The 16,884-nt window shown below is 34.8% G+C and carries 17 protein-coding genes; 1 reads left to right on the top strand and 16 read right to left on the bottom strand.

Annotated elements, in window-relative coordinates; all coding sequences use genetic code 11:
* Genes porD through dnaN form a run of 4 tightly spaced genes read right to left on the bottom strand, consistent with a single transcriptional unit; the run spans window position 1 to window position 4,029 of the window.
* Complete coding sequence (gene porD, locus XYLOR_RS04475; protein WP_051508866.1) at window positions 1-909, bottom strand: type IX secretion system protein PorD; 909 nt, start codon at window positions 907-909, stop codon at window positions 1-3.
* Entirely contained in the window at window positions 894-2,084 is a 1,191-nt protein-coding gene (coaBC, locus tag XYLOR_RS04470; RefSeq protein ID WP_036877344.1) for a bifunctional phosphopantothenoylcysteine decarboxylase/phosphopantothenate--cysteine ligase CoaBC, read from the bottom strand. Before coaBC ends, porD begins: the two co-directional genes overlap by 16 nt.
* A 5-nt stretch (window positions 2,085-2,089) precedes the next feature.
* Entirely contained in the window at window positions 2,090-2,893 is an 804-nt protein-coding gene (locus XYLOR_RS04465) for a 3'-5' exonuclease (protein WP_036877342.1), read from the bottom strand.
* 11 nt (window positions 2,894-2,904) lie between these two features.
* Window positions 2,905-4,029 (bottom strand): DNA polymerase III subunit beta, encoded by a 1,125-nt coding sequence (gene dnaN, locus XYLOR_RS04460; protein WP_036877341.1) that lies wholly within the window; start codon window positions 4,027-4,029, stop codon window positions 2,905-2,907.
* 153 nt (window positions 4,030-4,182) lie between these two features.
* Between dnaN and XYLOR_RS04455 the strand changes: the two genes are divergently transcribed.
* Entirely contained in the window at window positions 4,183-4,602 is a 420-nt protein-coding gene (locus XYLOR_RS04455; protein ID WP_036877340.1) for a DUF3127 domain-containing protein, read from the top strand.
* Window positions 4,603-4,640: 38 nt separating this feature from the next.
* On the opposite strand, the gene XYLOR_RS04450 is transcribed toward XYLOR_RS04455, so the two are convergent.
* From XYLOR_RS04450 to prmA, 12 genes are all read right to left on the bottom strand, one after another.
* Window positions 4,641-6,623, bottom strand: coding sequence for a fructose-bisphosphatase class III (locus XYLOR_RS04450; RefSeq protein ID WP_036877339.1), 1,983 nt, complete (start codon window positions 6,621-6,623; stop codon window positions 4,641-4,643).
* Window positions 6,624-6,638: 15 nt separating this feature from the next.
* Window positions 6,639-7,763, bottom strand: coding sequence for a glycosyltransferase family protein (locus XYLOR_RS04445; protein WP_036877338.1), 1,125 nt, complete (start codon window positions 7,761-7,763; stop codon window positions 6,639-6,641).
* A gap of 3 nt (window positions 7,764-7,766) precedes the next feature.
* On the bottom strand, window positions 7,767-8,876 hold the full coding sequence (locus XYLOR_RS04440; protein WP_051508865.1) for a glycosyltransferase family 2 protein: 1,110 nt from the start codon (window positions 8,874-8,876) through the stop codon (window positions 7,767-7,769).
* 56 nt (window positions 8,877-8,932) lie between these two features.
* Window positions 8,933-10,102, bottom strand: coding sequence for a diaminopimelate decarboxylase (gene lysA, locus XYLOR_RS04435; protein WP_036877337.1), 1,170 nt, complete (start codon window positions 10,100-10,102; stop codon window positions 8,933-8,935).
* 14 nt (window positions 10,103-10,116) lie between these two features.
* Entirely contained in the window at window positions 10,117-11,439 is a 1,323-nt protein-coding gene (locus tag XYLOR_RS04430; RefSeq protein WP_036877335.1) for an aspartate kinase, read from the bottom strand.
* Window positions 11,440-11,461: 22 nt separating this feature from the next.
* A complete protein-coding gene (locus tag XYLOR_RS04425) occupies window positions 11,462-12,166 on the bottom strand; it encodes a cell division ATP-binding protein FtsE (protein WP_036877333.1) in 705 nt (234 codons plus the stop codon).
* A gap of 27 nt (window positions 12,167-12,193) precedes the next feature.
* Entirely contained in the window at window positions 12,194-12,808 is a 615-nt protein-coding gene (gene hisIE, locus XYLOR_RS04420) for a bifunctional phosphoribosyl-AMP cyclohydrolase/phosphoribosyl-ATP diphosphatase HisIE (RefSeq protein ID WP_036877330.1), read from the bottom strand.
* A gap of 23 nt (window positions 12,809-12,831) precedes the next feature.
* Complete coding sequence (hisF, locus tag XYLOR_RS04415) at window positions 12,832-13,608, bottom strand: imidazole glycerol phosphate synthase subunit HisF (RefSeq protein ID WP_036877327.1); 777 nt, start codon at window positions 13,606-13,608, stop codon at window positions 12,832-12,834.
* Window positions 13,605-14,321 (bottom strand): 1-(5-phosphoribosyl)-5-[(5-phosphoribosylamino)methylideneamino]imidazole-4-carboxamide isomerase, encoded by a 717-nt coding sequence (gene hisA, locus XYLOR_RS04410; RefSeq protein ID WP_036880682.1) that lies wholly within the window; start codon window positions 14,319-14,321, stop codon window positions 13,605-13,607. The genes hisF and hisA overlap by 4 nt, the downstream gene beginning before the upstream one ends.
* Window positions 14,322-14,325: 4 nt before the next feature.
* On the bottom strand, window positions 14,326-14,922 hold the full coding sequence (gene hisH, locus XYLOR_RS04405) for an imidazole glycerol phosphate synthase subunit HisH (protein ID WP_036877325.1): 597 nt from the start codon (window positions 14,920-14,922) through the stop codon (window positions 14,326-14,328).
* Between the two features lie 3 nt (window positions 14,923-14,925).
* The gene (gene purU, locus XYLOR_RS04400; RefSeq protein ID WP_036877321.1) at window positions 14,926-15,789 is read right to left on the bottom strand and encodes a formyltetrahydrofolate deformylase; all 864 of its coding nucleotides are present in this window, start codon (window positions 15,787-15,789) and stop codon (window positions 14,926-14,928) included.
* Between the two features lie 115 nt (window positions 15,790-15,904).
* Window positions 15,905-16,774, bottom strand: a complete 870-nt coding sequence (prmA, locus tag XYLOR_RS04395; RefSeq protein ID WP_036877318.1) for a 50S ribosomal protein L11 methyltransferase — start codon at window positions 16,772-16,774, stop codon at window positions 15,905-15,907.
* Between the last annotated feature and the right edge of the window lie 110 nt (window positions 16,775-16,884).

Below are 16,884 nucleotides of genomic sequence, written 5' to 3'. Positions count from 1 at the left end.
TTATTTTTCAATTTCGTCCCAATATTTACTTTGTGATGCATTAATTTCTAAAAGCATGTTGTATATCTGCTCTTTTTCTTTTTGTGTGCCCTTACCTTTATATATTTTTGCCAACTCTTCTTTTTTATAGTCTGTCCATATCTGTGGAAGGAGACTTAGTGGCTTTTCTTTGTGTGCTTTATTTAAATTGTCTTCAATAGTTGACGTGATGTTTATACGACCGCGTTCTGCATTTATTGACATTTCATCAAGGCCTGTTCGGTAATATTCGTATTGTAATTTTCTAAACGGTTTCATGCCTTCGTCCATATAATCATTTATTATGGCAAAGCGATTTTTACTTGTCTCAAAAGCTTTCCATCCTGAGTAATTAAGGCTTTGGGCATTATTGGTAAGATTAATACATTGTTGCAATACATCAGTACCTCCATATGGTGAAAAGCTATCAAGATCTATTCCGATAATTAAATAGGCATAATATGCAAACAATGCAGTCAGTTGATTATCCACTGTATTATCCTTAAAATTGAGTTGATCAAACTGAGAAAATTCAAAGTTGAAATCTATATCTTTATTGCTGTATAATGAAGTATTATAAGATGAATTGTAAACAGGTCTGTTAGCATTAATAAGCGCAAAGCAAGTAAATTGGTTTGAAGATTTATCATACTTTGTCACAGTTATATTAAAATTGCAAACTATTCGTTCGTTTCTAGCAAACTGGAGGTTCGTCCATTGATGTTCATTAATAAAATGTTCGAGTGACTGCTGTAGATTATCGAATACACTAGCGTCTGTGCCTTGTATTTGGTTATGGTTTATTGTAACCTTAGCTTGCAGCTCCTGTGCTGACAGACTATGGTCAATTAGTGTTGTAACTATGAATATGATGATTAAAGTTTTGTACATAGATAATCAATAATGTCTTTCGCCACATCTTTTTTTGACTTAATAGGGTAATCCTTTTTATCCGTTTTACTTATAATACTTATCTGGTTGTTTTCTGACTTAAAACATGTTCCTTTATTGTTCAGAGAGTTTAATACAATAAAATCAAAGTTCTTGCGTTCCAATTTCTTGTATGCATTAGCTTCTTCATCGTTGGTTTCAAGCGCAAAGCCCACTAGTAATTGGTGAGCTTTTTTGTTTTGGCCAAGTGCCGCAGCAATATCATTTGTAGCTTTAAGCTTTATTGTCAAGTTATCTTTTTCTCTTTTTATTTTCTTTTCAGCAACATTTTCTGGCTTGAAATCAGCTACAGCTGCACATAGTATGGCAATATTGGATGACTCGAAAGATTTAGTAGCCGCTTCATACATCTGCTTGCAACTTTCTACATCAATAAGTTTTATATTATGGTGAACAACTTTTAATGAAACCGGACCAGATACTAACGTAACATTAGCACCTCTTCTAGCACACTCTTCTGCAATTGCATATCCCATTTTCCCGCTAGAGTAGTTGCCAATAAATCGTACAGGGTCTATTTTTTCGTATGTTGGCCCTGCTGTTATAAGTACATTCTTTCCTTTTAAGTCTTTGACCTCGAAAAAATCATCTATTTGCCTTACAATCTCATCAGGTTCTTCCATACGACCTTTCCCCTCCAATCCACTGGCAAGAAAACCACTCTGTGGATCAATAAATACGTTTCCAAAAGAGCATAATTTAGATATGTTTGCTTGTGTAGAAGGATGTGCATACATATCTAAGTCCATAGCTGGAGCAATAAATACAGGTGCTTTCATAGAAAGGTATGTAGTAATGAGCATGTTATCAGCAATACCATTAGCCATTTTTCCTAATGTTGCTGCTGTACATGGAGCAATGAGCATAGCGTCAGCCCAAAGGCCAATGTCAACATGCGAATTCCATGTACCATCACGTTGCGAGAAAAACTCGCTAATAACAGGTTTATGAGTAAGGGCTGATAATGTAATAGGGGATATAAACTCTTTCCCTGATGGTGTTATTACCACTTGTACATCAGCTCCACATTTTATAAGTCCACGTATTATGTAGCATGCTTTATATGCTGCAATGCTGCCCGTGATACCCAATACTATTTTTTTACCTTTCAGCATATGGCTTACTTATTAAATTCGCGCAGACGTATTCTGGTTAGAACTTGTTTCGTGTTTAGAGTAAAATCGCTCTGAAGTATCCAACTATAATATCCTGGATCTTTTTTGAGGACTTCTGTAACAGGTTGATTGCGGTATTTCCCAAAATTGAACACTTCCACATCCTTATCGTTGTATACTATACGACCTGCAAAATCTACATTACGATTTTGTTTTGAAAATTCATGAAGATAATCTATATCATTTTCTAAACAGCGTTCTTTTTCATCCTGTTTCTCTTCGCTATAGAAATCTAACTGAGAGGTAAGCACTCTGTATGTTGCTTCTGTATCTTGGTCAGCTTTATGAGCTTGAAAGTCCTCTTCCATTTTGTGTCCGGTATAAAAACGATAAGCTGCTGATAAATTTCTGGGTTCCATCTTGTGGTAAATTACCTGAGCATCTATTAACCGACTCTTGCTGAAATCAAAGTCAATTCCTGAGCGAAGGAACTCTTCTTCTAGAAGTGGAATATCGAAACGGTTTGAATTGAAACCTGCAAAGTCGCAAGATTTGAATGTTTCTGCTAATTGTGATGCAACTTCTTTGAATGTAGGTTGGTCTATTACATCATCATCTGTAATATGCGTAATGGCTGTAACCTCTTCTGGTATATGCTGTTCGGGGTTTATATATTGATTGCCTCGTTCTTCTTTACCATCAGGATAAACTTTAATGTATGAAATTTGTATTATTTTGGAATTAACCAAGTCTATCCCAGTAGTTTCCAAATCGAAAACTACGAGAGGTCTTTTAAGTTTTAATGTCATTATAATCTTTTTTAATCGTTTAATAGCATTGGCATTATTAGCATCAAAACATCTTCGTTTTCAGGTTGTTCTGATGGAATAATTACACCAGGTCTTGATGGATCGGCTAACATAATATTTACTTCTTGGCTGGTTAAGTTACTCAATACCTCAGTCATAGAAGTTCCCTTGAAACCAATATCCATAGCATTTCCTGTATATTCGCATACTATATTTTCCTCTGCACTTCTTCCATAATCAGTATCATCTGCCTTTAGAGTTAGCAATCCTGGCTGTATATGAAAGCGTACCAAAGAACTACTTTGTGACGCAGATACAAGTACACGTCTCATTGCACTTGACAACGCAATACGATCTATGCATAATGTGTTAGGATTGTCTTTAGGAATTACAGATTCATAATTGGGATAACGACCTTCAATCAAGCGACATGTAATCATACCATCGCCAAAGGCTATTTCTGCATTTCTATCGTTAAATCTTATTGTTACATCTCCATTGTCATGTGTGAGAAGATTCTTAAGAAGATTAGCTGGCTTCTTTGGTAATATGAAAGAAGCAGGTGTTTCGCTCTTGATAGAGAAATTCTTATTGCGAACCAATTTATGACCATCTGTTGCTACAATAGCTAAAAATTCAGGAGTTATATCAAAGAAGACTCCGTTCATGACAGGCCTTAATTCGTCTTGTGCAGTAGCAAAAAGTGAGCGGTTTATATTGTCACTTAGAATATCTGAATTAATAAGTATTGTTGTCGCACTAGCGTCAACATCTTGACTTACAGGATATTCATCGGCATTTTGGCCTATGAAATTAAAGTGCCCATTCTGGTATGCAATATTTATATTGAGTGAATCCAGATTAACCTCAAACGTAAGAGGCTGTTCGGATAATTCTTTAACAGCATCAAGTATCGTATGATTAGAAACACAGAATTTTCCTTCAGAGTCTGATTCGTTCAGTGAAATTGTGCTTTTCATTACGTTTTCGCTGTCAGAAGCAGTGATGGTGAGCTTACCGTCTTTCACATGAAAGAGAAAACAGTCAAGTATGGCAAGAGAATTTTTACTATTAATTACTCTGGACAATGCTGATAGTTTGCTGCTTAAAGCAGTGCTTGATAATGTAAATTTCATTAGTATATTTATGTTTTTATTATTTTATTCAATTAGTGGTACAAAAATACAAAAAAAATACTTTAATAGAAAAAAATATCCTTCTTTTTTGATGTTTTTAAAATGATTTTAGTAATTTCGCAGTCGATAAAACATAAATCACTTAATTTGAATATGGAAATTACAGGAAAAATTATCGCCTGCCTTGAACCAAAAGGAGGTGTGTCTGCTCGCACAGGTAATCAATGGAAAACTCAAGATTATGTCATAGAGACAATGGATCAGTTTCCTAAAAAATGCGTTTTCAATGTTTTTGGAGAAGATAAGATTGCTCAATTTAATATACAGGCAGGTGATACACTTACGGTATCATTCGACATAAATGCCCGTGAATGGAACGGTCGTTGGTTTAATGATCTTCGTGCATGGAAAGTGGAACATGTTGACCCTGCCCAGGCTCAAGCAATGGCTGGTGGTGTACCTCCAATGTCTGCTGCTCCAGGCGCTTTTCCACCACCATCTACAGGTGATACAGTACCATTCCCTCAAGGAGATAGTGAAGAAGTTGGTAGTTCTGATGATTTACCATTTTAATTCAAATAAAAGGGATGTTCTGTTATGAACATCCTTTTTTAATTTCTTTTTTCTTTTATAAAGCCGTGTCTGTATGTATAGAGCAACTCTTTTAAATCTTCAATTTGAGTGCGCAGTTCATCTCCTTTATCTGTATCTTCAACAAGCATTCTATGAGATGACATTTCGACAATCATAGTTGTACTTCTTATGTCAGTTCCTTTTTTTATAGCATCTGCTGCAGATGTAAAGGGGGCATGTTGTACTAGTTGAAAACCACGACTATGGTATACTAGGGTATATCCTGCAATTCCTGTCTCATTGTGATAGGCTTTACTGAAACCGCCATCAATAACCATAAGTTTTCCATTTGCTTTTATTGGATTCTCTCCGTTCATAACGTGTACGGGTACATGTCCGTTTATTATATGGCGATTTACACCTTTAACTTCAAAGGCATCTAATATTCTGTCACAGACATCTTCATTATCCCTTAATTTGAAATAGTTACCTTTCTCTTCTTTGTATGTTCCTTCATCCTTTAAAAAGTACCTCTCAAATGTTGCCATCTTTGATTTATTGAATAGTGGCGAATCTTTGCCACACCATAGGTATAGAAAATAATCTATGGCATAGTCTTTTTCGTCAGAGTCTGAATCAACCTGAAATGCCGTTCTTATCATCATGCCTGTATTTTGCATCAGTTCTTTTCCATTATACTTCTTTCCGTATATTTCTACCTCTTTTAATGTTCCATCTTCATTAAGTGGCACAGAGGCATGGAAAAGTAGATTCGAGTTATATACAGCATACATACATCCATGGCCTAATAAGGTGTTGATGTGCTTATGCAGCTTTTCGCTTACAGAGAAAGAATGACGAAGTTTTTTTAGCAACAAATTTTCTTCTTCAGTTAGTGCTATAGGATGTTTGGGATTTATAGTCGGAAAATTGTTACTTACCATTTCATACTCGTGTCCGTCAATTGTACAGATACCATTTTCGTAGTCAATATTTTTAAAAAGCTCACGGTCTTTCATTTCCCATTCGCTATGCTTTTCATACAGTTGCGCCTCAGTCTTAAATTGTATTATACTTATGGCTTTATGCATTTGCGCTGTAAGGTATCTTGTTTTTTCGTCAATCTTATCATTCTTTTCTACTTTAGGTACAAATTCTGTACAAGGATCGTCTTTGTATGTTTCCATTGCAAATGTTGCTAGTGGCACCATATTTATGCCGTAACCTTCTTCAAGAGTTGCAAGATTGCCATATCTTAGTGACATACGTATAACATTGCACATACATGCATCATTGCCGGCAAAGGCTCCCATCCACAATATATCATGATTTCCCCATTGAATATCCCAACTATGATATTTGTCTAATGTATCCATTATTATGTGTGCACCTGGCCCGCGGTCATAAACATCGCCAAGAATATGTAACTGATCTATAGAAAGTCGTTGAATTACATTGGCGAGAGCTATTATGAAATCATCTGCGCGACCTGTAGAGATAATAGTATCTACAATAACATTAACATATGCAGTCTTGTCAATATCTTCTGTATGTTCATGAAGAAGTTCCTCAATTATATAACTAAAATCAGATGGTAATGATTTACGAACTTTCGATCTTGTATATTTACTAGAAACATCACGGCAAACTTTAACTAATCTGTGTAAAGTTATGTGATACCAGTCGTTAATATCTTTTTCAGCTGATTTTACCAACTCCAACTTTTGTTCAGGATAGTATATCAGAGTGCATAACTCCTTCTTTTCTATTTCGCGCAGTTCATTGCCAAATAGTTCGTTAACTTTTCGTTTTATGTTACCGGATGCATTTTTCAGCACATGTTGAAATGCTTCATATTCACCATGTAGATCAGCTAGAAAATGCTCTGTGCCTTTAGGTAAATTAAGAATTGCCTCAAGATTTATAATTTCAGTACTAGCATCAGCTATTGTAGGAAAAGATTGAGATAGTAGTTGCATATATCTAACATCCTTTTCTATGTTATATTTAGTAGTTGTCATAATAAGTTAAGAATTTCATTTATTAATAATATTCTTTAAATGAGTAGTTTGATGATCATTTATTGTTTCAACAGGTAAAAAACCTTCTTCCATGTCAAATAATTCAACTAGTATAGATTCAAGCCTCCCCATAAATTTCCTTGTATTTTCTTGTTTTAATTTTTCAATAAGTTCGTCTTCATTATAATCATTATATCTTAGCAAACTATATAGTGTTGCCATATCCTTTAATGTTATTTTCTTGTGAGATACTTTCTTTTTTAGTTCAGTAATATATGATGTAATATCATTAATATTTTTATCCGAAGGAATAACTGTCACTTCATGTGGAATATTCATTACATTTTCAATGCCCAATACATTTAATCCTTGCGATATTATGTAATTCATACCCTTTTTATCAGCAAATATAGATAAATTTCTCCAATCTTCATATTTCAAAAGGGTGAAATTTTTCCTTTCGTTTTCGGAAAATATACTAATTCCAGGCCTTAAAGAAATATTCTCTCTTGTCAGACCTGCTTTAATTAATGAGAAAAAAGCTTTTTGAGTAGATATACCTATTTCATTATTGATGTGTCTGTCAATTATGTTTTGATACATAGTTGCCATTTCTTTACACATTTGTTCACTAGTAATCTCTTGAGTAACTAGAGAATTTTTTATTATACTAACATTTCTATTCCATCTAAGCCTTTTTACATTTTTTTCTTCAATAATACCACTTGTATGTATCATATCAGATTGATGGGCTGCTATAAACTGATATAAAATTATGCGAGATAGTTTTTTACTATAAAAATTGTTCTTTATAGTCCAACTTTGCAATCCTCCATGTGGAGACCATACTGTATAGAACCCCCGTCGCTTAGCCGCAAGAAGAAATTTAGCTGTATCATAAGACCAACATCCATGGACGTGGACTACTTTTGGCATAATATCATATAATGTTTTTATGAGTCCATTTCTTTTATTTACAATATGAACTAAATCATTCGAACATTCTTCATTATGAACATAATATTTTGTTGCTATATGTGATTCTGCATATTCAGACATTCCATCGCATAAGACCTTAATAAATTTTGAATCAAGGTCTATGCTAATATCAAATTTATCTATATAGTGTAGAACAACCATAAGTTACTTTCTTATAAAATCTTTCTTTTCTGTAATGAGATACCTCATTTTTAGGTATAGTTGTGTCCATATCATCCTTAATTCAAAAGGTATTATTGATAAAACACTTATACCAGAATCGAAAAATTTTATAACTTTATTAGCAACAATAGTCCTTATTAATATTGTACAAATGAATGCGAAAGCAGAGGCTCCTAGTACAATCCAGTTATGCATTATTCCAAAGTATACCATTAATGCTATTTCAGCTATATAGTTGATATGCATAAAAAACATATCAGTATTAAACTTTATCCTATGCCATATTCTTCTTGCAAGATGTCTCCGTGTATCCATATAATACATTTGCTCATTAAGCCAGCTTTTCTTTGAAGGATTGTCTACAATAAGGCGAGCATCATGTTCTACAACTACGTCTGTATTATAATCTTCTGAATATTCGTTTACGATAAAATCGAATTCCCCACGCTCATATTTCAGATTGTTTAGAAATCCATTATGCTTCATAAATGAGCTTTTTCTAAATGCAACACTATAACCTGTAGAACAATATGCTCGTTTGCCTAATGCCTCACGTATTGCGTAAAGTTGTAAATAGAGTCTTCTAAATCTGTAATATTTATTAGTCTCATTATCATAATTGGAATAACACAGCACGAGGTCTTTGTTATTATTGCAATGTATGGACATGCTTTTAAGCCATTGGTTCGTTTCTGGTTTGCATTCCGGTCCAAGTAGTATTATCCAATCACTCTTTGCTGCCTTAACACCAAGTGTAACAGCTAACTTCATTCTACTCATATAGCGGCTTGAATCAGGAATGAATGTAGTATACAAGTTAGAATGTTCTTTTTGAAGATTCTTAACTACTGTATCTGTTTCATCATCTGATTTTCCAGTAACGACAATTACTTCAAATCCAGATTCGTAATCTTGCTCAAATATTGCAGGAAGATTCTTTTCTAATTCTTGTTCATTGTCTTGAGCGGTTATAACTATAGAAAACTTAACATCGGAAACTTTTGTTTCCCTGTCATCATATATTTTCCTGTATATTCTTAATAATCGAATACTGCGGATAAATATGTTAATAAGTGGAGTAACTATAGCCATAAAGACTATGCTACAGCATATAAATATTGTTAAAGTATCAAGTCTCATATTAATCCTTATGATTCAACACCCATTTCTTCTGATGTATAACCTTTAGGTAATTTTCTGCAATTGTATTGTGACGCCATTATTTCTCCATAAGCTCCTGCTGAGCGTATCGCCATAAAATCTCCTCTGTGGCTCTTATTCAGGTCTACAGCCTTAGCAAATACATCGCTGCTTTCGCATATTGGGCCAACAACATCATATGTATCATTGTCCTCTTCGCTTGAGATGTTCTCAATCTTATGGTATGCTTGGTATAGTGCCGGGCGTATAAGATCTGTCATTCCTGCATCAACTATAGCGAACTGCTTTGCTGTTCCCTTTTTTATATACAGCGTTTTCGTTATAAGCGTACCGCATTGAGCTACAACAGCACGGCCAAGTTCGAAGTGTAGTTTTTGCCATGGTCGCAAACGAAGATGATGTGCATATGTGTCAAAGTAATCCTTAAAATCAGGAATAGGCATGCGGTTTGGATGTTGATAGTCTATTCCAAGACCACCACCAACATTTATGTTTTCAACCTTTATATGATGTTTTTCTAATTCATCTTGTAAATCATTAATACGGTTACATAAAGCTTCGAAGTCGCCCATGTCGAGTATCTGTGAACCAATATGAAAGTGCAATCCAGTAAACTTTATGTTTTTCATTTTTGCAGCTTCTTCAATAGCTCCTTCCATATCATGCATTGCTATACCAAATTTATTTTCGGCTAGTCCTGTCGTAATATTTGCATGTGTATGTGCACTTACATTAGGATTTATTCTGAAAGCAACGGATGCAACTTTATTCATGCTGGCAGCAATATCATTGATAACTTCAAGTTCTGCGATACTTTCTACGTTAAAACATAAAATATTTTTTTCCAGTCCTAACTTTATTTCCCAATCGCTTTTACCGACGCCAGCAAAAACTATTTTATTAGCAGGGAAACCAGCCTTTATTGACGCTTCTATTTCTCCACCACTTACACAGTCTGCACCTAAAGAATTTTGACATATTATGTTAAGTATTTTGGGGTTCGCATTTGCTTTTATTGCATAATGCACAATAAATCCCTCATGCTTACCGGCTTCTGAGTTTATTGTCTTAAGAGTTTTTCTCAGAAGTTCAGTATCATAATAGTAAAATGGAGTCCGCAATTTGCGAAATTTGTCTATAGGGAATTTTCCTTTCATATTTTTATTTACAATTATCTGTTTTTAAACAGTAAATTACTTAAACTTTGCAGTGCTCTCTTTTTATCTACAGCCTTTATAAGAAATGATATATTATAGTTGCTACCGCCATAACTAATCATTCTCACAGGGATATCCTTCATTGCATCTGTCGCAAGAGTTTCAAATCCAACATTGCTCCAGTCCAAATCACCAACAACACAAATAATGCACATGTCATTGTCTATTGTTACTGTTCCGTATTTTTTTAGTTCGTCAACAATCTCATTTACGTGTGAGTTATCATCAATACTCATTGAGACACCAACCTCGCTTGTACATACCATGTCAATACTGGTCTGGTAACTTTCAAATATTTCAAAAACTTTTCGTAAAAAGCCTGTAGCCAAAAGCATACGACTGCTCTTAATCTTAATAGCAGTAATACTATCTTTGGCTGCTACCGCTTTTATCTTTCCTTTCTCGGAGGTATTGCTTATAGTAGTACCTTCTGCAGAAGGATTCATTGTGTTTAGCAGACGTACTGGTATTCCTGAAAATTTTGCAGGTTGAACACAAGTTGGGTGTAGTATTTTTGCTCCAAAGTATGCTAGTTCAGCTGCTTCTTCGAAGCATAATCTATGAACCGGTGTAGTTTTATCAACAATACGAGGATCGTTGTTGTGCATGCCATCTATATCTGTCCATATTTGTATCTCTTCTGCATTTATTGCTGCACCAATAAGAGAAGCTGTATAATCACTTCCTCCACGTTGAAGATTATCTATTTCTCCATAAGCATTACGGCATATGAATCCTTGAGTTATATATATCTGTTGATTTGGATCATTCTCAATAATTGCAACTAATTTTTCCTTTATATATTGAGGATCAGGTTCAGCGTTTTTATCTGTACGCATGAAATCCAAAGCCGATAGCAAAACAACATCTTTCCCTTGCTCTTTCATATAGTTAGTCATCATGTTTGTACTCATGATTTCACCTTGTGCTACTATACTCTTCTCCTCGAAACTTGTGAAAAGTTCCTTTGTAAAAGAACGAAGATAGTCGAATTCACTTTTAAGGAAATTTTTTGTATTATCTTTCCATTCTTTAGACGAATAGAGTTCTTCTATTGTCTTCATATATTTTACTTCCAGACGGTTAATTACCTCATTGGCTCCCTCTGGATTTTTCTTGTAGAGATAATTAGAAATTTCTACAAGTGAATTTGTTGTACCAGACATAGCAGATAGAACCAAAAATCTCTGTTGTCCTGATTCTGTCACTAAGTTGGCTACATTTTTCATACGTTCAGCAGAACCAACGGATGTGCCACCGAATTTCATTACTTTCATTGGTCTATTATTTAGATTGTATTTATTCTTCTTCTTCAGAAAGAGATATTTTATTAAAATCTTTTGTTATCTCATTCAGTTTGCAGTCTTTGCACTGATATACAATGCCTGGATATTTATCTAACATTGGCATATTATGTGTTGACATAATTACAGCTGTACCTGTCTGACATATACTTCTCAAAAGTTCGACAATCTGGCTTGCTGTGTCCGGATCAAGATTACCAGTTGGCTCATCTGCAACAATAAGTTTTGGCTTGTTTAATATAGCTCTTGCAATTGCGATACGTTGTTGTTCACCACCAGATAATTCATGAGGCATCTTATTTTTAGCATCAACCATACCTACATCAGTGAGCGTTTCATCAATACGTTCATCAATACGTTTTTTATCTTTCCAACCAGTAGCTCTTAGTACAAACCTCAAATTCTTATAGACAGTACGGTCTGAAAGCAATTGGAAATTTTGAAATATAATTCCAGTCATTTTGCGTAGTATAGGGACTTCTTTGCGCTTTGTATTTAAAACATCGTATCCCAACACTTCAGCTTTTTCTGCTTCCTTTATATCTAACTCCATATAGATAGTTTCTAGTAAAGAGCTTTTACCGGATCCTACCTTACCAATAAGATAAATGAATTCGCCCTCATCGGCATGAAAATTCACACCTTCCAGAACTTTCACATCTTCATGATAAATATTAACGTTCTGATAATCTATTAGCATTTGCTACTTTCTTTATCTTTGTTATTATTAGTGTTTGTGCCAGTTTGGGTCATGGCGGACCTGTAGCTCCTTTGCAAGATCTTCTATACGTAATCCCTTGCTAGTTAGCAGTACTATTAGATGATAGATCATATCAGATCCTTCGTATACAAGTCTTTCGTTAGTTCCATTTGTGGCTTCTATAACGGCCTCAAGTGCTTCTTCTCCAACCTTTTGTGCCATTCTGTTCAATCCATCCTTAAACAGACTAGTTGTGTATGATCCTTCTGGCATTTCCTCATGTCTTTTTTCTATAAAGTCTTGAAGTGATGTAAGAAACAGTAATGGATTTGCATTATTATTTTCTCCCCAGCAAGTATCAGTACCTTTATGGCATACAGGACCTACGGGATTTACTTTTATAAGTAGGGTGTCGCTGTCACAATCATTGGCAATACTTACAAGATTAAGAAAATTTCCTGAAGTCTCACCCTTTGTCCACAAGCATTTACGAGTACGGCTATAGAATGTAACTTTCTTAGTTTCAATAGTCTTTTTGTAGGCTTCTTCGTTCATAAAACCAAGCATTAGAACGTTCTTCGTAGTTGCGTCCTGAATTATAGCTGGAACAAGTCCTCCCATTTTTTCAAAATCGATTTTCATTTTGTTTATTTATATAGCTATTATTATATTCTTACATTTATTCCTTCAGTTCTGAGGTATCTTTTCAGTTCCGGTATTGTTATTTCGCCAAAGTGGAATACGCTAGCTGCTAGAGCGGCATCAGCTTTTCCCTTAGTAAAAGCGTCTTTAAAGTGTTCCATATTACCAGCACCTCCACTAGCGATAACCGGTATTGACAATTCATCAGCCAGCATAGCTAGAGCATCATTTGCATATCCGTTTTTTACACCATCATTGTTCATACTTGTAAAGAGTATTTCTCCAGCGCCTCTGTCTTGAACTTCTTTGGCCCATTCTTTTAGCGTTTTTTCTGTGCGTACTCTACCACCATTAAGATAACAATGCCATCCATCTTCATCATGCCTTGCATCTATAGCGCAAACACAAACTTGACTACCAAATCTACTGGTAATCTCGTTAATTAGCTTTGGATTTTTTATCGCAGAACTGTTTATGCTCACTTTATCTGCTCCTGCAAACAGGAGTCGTTCAACATCGGCCAACTCATTTATACCGCCTCCAACAGTGAATGGTATATTTATCTCAGATGCGACTCTATTGACTAGGTCTGTGAATGTCTTTCGTCCTTCATAACTAGCTGCTATATCAAGAAAAACGAGTTCATCTGCACCAGCTTCACTATAAGCTTTTCCAAGTTCAACAGCGTCTCCAGCTTTTCGCAAATTTACAAAGTTTGTTCCCTTTACAGTTATACCATCTTTTACATCTAAACATGGTATAATTCTTTTTGCTAGTCCTTTGGTTCTATTTTCGTTCATATTTTGAATATTCCCTTGATGTCAATTTTTCCTTCATAGTAAGCTTTTCCAAATACTACGGCAGGAATTCCTTCTTTTTCTAAGTTTTCTATATCTTCATTACTAGATACGCCACCACTTGCGATAAGATGCAGGTTGGGATAAACAGTCATAACCTCTTTATATAGATCCGTAGCTGGTCCTTGTAGTGTTCCATCTTTTGATATATCCGTGCACAAAACTGTTTTAACGCCTCTGTCAATATAATACTTCAGAAATGGAAGTAGATCTTCTTTACTGTCTTCTTTCCACCCGTTTATAGATATTTTGCCGTTTCTCACATCTGCTCCAAGAATTATCTTCTCACTCCCAAAACGCTTTATCCATGATACAAACAGTTCTGGTTTGGTTACGGCAATACTTCCAATTGTAACCATTGACGCACCTGCATTAAATGCTTTTTTTATATCCTCTTCAGTCTTTATGCCACCACCAAAATCAACTATAAGATTTGTATTATCTGTTATTTCTCTAAGAGTCTTATCATTAACAATATGTTTCGTACGTGCACCGTCTAAGTCAACTACATGCAATCGACTAAATCCCATCTTTTCAAATTCGATGGCTGCTTCCAAAGGATTGCTATTATATATTTTTCTCTGCGAATAGTCACCTTTTGTAAGGCGTACACATTTTCCGTCTATTATATCTATTGCCGGTATCAGTTCTATCATATCATTATAGCTTAATGTCCATAAAATTTTTGAGAATTTTTTCACCAACATCTCCGCTCTTTTCAGGGTGAAACTGACAGGCGTAGAAATTGTCTTTATGTAAAGATGCACTATATGATTGTATATAATTTGCGGTTGCTATAGTAAATTCGCAAACAGGTACGTAATAGCTATGTACAAAATATACAAATTTATTTTCGTCAACCCCAATATATAGTTTGCTCTTAAGGTTCGTTATTTCATTCCAGCCCATTGCAGGAACCTTATCTTCATGTCGGGTAGGGCAGAAACGCTTAACTTCCGCATCAAAAACGCCAAGGCATTCCGTGTCGCCCTCTTCAGAATGTTTGCACAGCAACTGTTGACCAATGCATATTCCTAAAACAGGCTGTTTTAGATCCTTAATCACCTTATCTAACTTATGTTCACGTAAATATTCCATAGCTGTGCGTGCTTCTCCCTGTCCGGGAAAAAGTACTCGCTCAGATTTTATGATGGTTTCTGGATCGTCTGTAAGTATTGGATTTATCCCTAATCTTTTAAGACCATTAATTACAGACCTTATATTTCCAGCATTATATTTTACTATTGCTACATCCATAAGTTAACTGAATATAATTGTCTTATTATTATACGTCAATATTTTGTGTTCTATATGTTTAGAAACAGCTCGACTTAATACTATCTTCTCAAGATCACGCCCCTTAAGAACTAGACTTTGAGGGGTATCTTTATGCGTAATACGAACTACGTCTTGTTCTATAATTGGGCCAGCGTCTAATTCTTCAGTGACGTAGTGACTTGTTGCACCGATAATTTTAACACCACGATCCCATGCCTGATGGTATGGTTTTGCTCCAACGAAAGCAGGTAGAAATGAATGGTGTATATTGATAATATGACGTGGAAAAGCTTTTATCATCTCATTACTTATAATCTGCATATATCTTGCTAGAACTATGAATGTGATCTTTTCTTTTTTCATCAATTCCATTTCTGCTTGCTCTACTTCATCCTTATTAGAGTGATCTTTCTTTATTGACCATACATAATAAGGAATGTCGAATTGTTCAGCAACGTATCGCAAGTCTTCATGATTGCTTATAATACAAGGGATATCAACATTCCATTCTCCGGATTTGTATCTAGCCAGTAAATCATACAGACAATGGCTCATTTTACTTACAAAGATTGCCATACGAGGACGTGTATCTGTAAAATAAAGATGAAAAGTCATATTATACCTGCAAGAGTATAATATATTGATGTATTCTTCTATCTTTTCTCTTGGTATGAGAAAGCCATCAAGTTCCCATTCTAAACGCATAAAGAAGATTCCGTCTACACGGTCTACATATTGGTCCAAATAAACGATATTACCTTTGTTATCGGTTATGAATTTTGTAACTTCAGATATTATTCCCTGTTGGTCAGGACAATGAAGAAGTAGAATTGCTGTTGGTTTCATAATTATTTGCAAGTTAAATCTAATTTTTGTTACCTCCTTATTCGAGATGCAAAGATAATAATTTTTTTCGTTTGAGTGACTAATTTATACCAAAAATACAGAAATGGTATAAAAGTTATAACTTTTCCAGTACAATACAGCACCAATTGTCATCTATATTTTTACAATCCAATTTCATGCCTAGTGTTTCTGCCTGTGTTTCAAGCAACTTTGCATCTTTTTCATAGAAGCCGCTAAGTATCAATTTTGCTTTATGATTCATGACCGACACAAAGGAAGGCATGTCTGCCTGAAGGATATTACGATTTATGTTAGCAATGACGACATCGTATGGTCCTGTTATCTTATTACTTAACAGAGATGAATCTCCCAGCAAGACATTAAAACCTTTTACCTTATTTATTTTAGCATTATGCTTCGCATTAACAGTACTCCATTCATCTATATCATAACCAACAGCAGATGCTGCACCACACATTATACCGGTAAAAGATAATATACCAGTCCCACATCCGCAATCCAATAACGCTTTACCGTTCAAATTCATATTTATAAGTTGTCTTATTATCATTCGGGTCGTCTGATGTGTACCTGTTCCGAAAGTTTGTTTGGCATCAATAGTTATATCTATAGGATACTTTTTGATAGAAGGGTGCTTTGTGTCATGTACAATGCATCTATCATCAATTATTATTGGTTCATAACCTTTTTCCTCCCATTCACTGTTCCAGTTCTTATACTCAGCTTCGGTTGTATTGAAAGAAATTTCTACTCCATCAATTGGAAAATCATCTATAGCAATCTTTAATTCAACTAAGTTGAATAACGATTCTTGTACATAACCAATTAGACCATTTTCTGAATCTTCAAAAGATTCAAAACCAATCTCACCTGTAATTGCAGCTATCAAGTCGCGTGCATCTTGCATGTTGAAAACATCAGCATATGTGTGCTTAATGTTAAAATCTACCTTTAAGTATTTCATAACTTGTTAAATTATGGCGCAAATTTACAAAAAATAGGTAAAACCCTACACCTGTTTAGGGTTTTTCCTTACTTTTGCATAGCAAAAAAATATATTTTTGCACCATGGAA

This window comes from Xylanibacter oryzae DSM 17970, assembly GCF_000585355.1.
GTDB classification, from domain to species: Bacteria; Bacteroidota; Bacteroidia; order Bacteroidales; family Bacteroidaceae; genus Prevotella; species Prevotella oryzae.
The sequence above is the reverse complement of the archived record's forward strand: the minus strand, read 5'-3'. Positions and strand labels throughout refer to the sequence as shown.

Bases quoted from the DNA above. Each gene is read 5' to 3' on its own strand.
- porD (WP_051508866.1), bottom strand. From the start codon at position 909: ATGTACAAAACTTTAATCATCATATTCATAGTTACAACACTAATTGAC.
- coaBC (WP_036877344.1), bottom strand. From the start codon at position 2,084: ATGCTGAAAGGTAAAAAAATAGTATTGGGTATCACGGGCAGCATTGCA.
- XYLOR_RS04465 (WP_036877342.1), bottom strand. From the start codon at position 2,893: ATGACATTAAAACTTAAAAGACCTCTCGTAGTTTTCGATTTGGAAACT.
- dnaN (WP_036877341.1), bottom strand. From the start codon at position 4,029: ATGAAATTTACATTATCAAGCACTGCTTTAAGCAGCAAACTATCAGCA.
- XYLOR_RS04455 (WP_036877340.1), top strand. From the start codon at position 4,183: ATGGAAATTACAGGAAAAATTATCGCCTGCCTTGAACCAAAAGGAGGT.
- XYLOR_RS04450 (WP_036877339.1), bottom strand. From the start codon at position 6,623: ATGACAACTACTAAATATAACATAGAAAAGGATGTTAGATATATGCAA.
- XYLOR_RS04445 (WP_036877338.1), bottom strand. From the start codon at position 7,763: ATGGTTGTTCTACACTATATAGATAAATTTGATATTAGCATAGACCTT.
- XYLOR_RS04440 (WP_051508865.1), bottom strand. From the start codon at position 8,876: ATGGCTATAGTTACTCCACTTATTAACATATTTATCCGCAGTATTCGA.
- lysA (WP_036877337.1), bottom strand. From the start codon at position 10,102: ATGAAAGGAAAATTCCCTATAGACAAATTTCGCAAATTGCGGACTCCA.
- XYLOR_RS04430 (WP_036877335.1), bottom strand. From the start codon at position 11,439: ATGAAAGTAATGAAATTCGGTGGCACATCCGTTGGTTCTGCTGAACGT.
- XYLOR_RS04425 (WP_036877333.1), bottom strand. From the start codon at position 12,166: ATGCTAATAGATTATCAGAACGTTAATATTTATCATGAAGATGTGAAA.
- hisIE (WP_036877330.1), bottom strand. From the start codon at position 12,808: ATGAAAATCGATTTTGAAAAAATGGGAGGACTTGTTCCAGCTATAATT.
- hisF (WP_036877327.1), bottom strand. From the start codon at position 13,608: ATGAACGAAAATAGAACCAAAGGACTAGCAAAAAGAATTATACCATGT.
- hisA (WP_036880682.1), bottom strand. From the start codon at position 14,321: ATGATAGAACTGATACCGGCAATAGATATAATAGACGGAAAATGTGTA.
- hisH (WP_036877325.1), bottom strand. From the start codon at position 14,922: ATGGATGTAGCAATAGTAAAATATAATGCTGGAAATATAAGGTCTGTA.
- purU (WP_036877321.1), bottom strand. From the start codon at position 15,789: ATGAAACCAACAGCAATTCTACTTCTTCATTGTCCTGACCAACAGGGA.
- prmA (WP_036877318.1), bottom strand. From the start codon at position 16,774: ATGAAATACTTAAAGGTAGATTTTAACATTAAGCACACATATGCTGAT.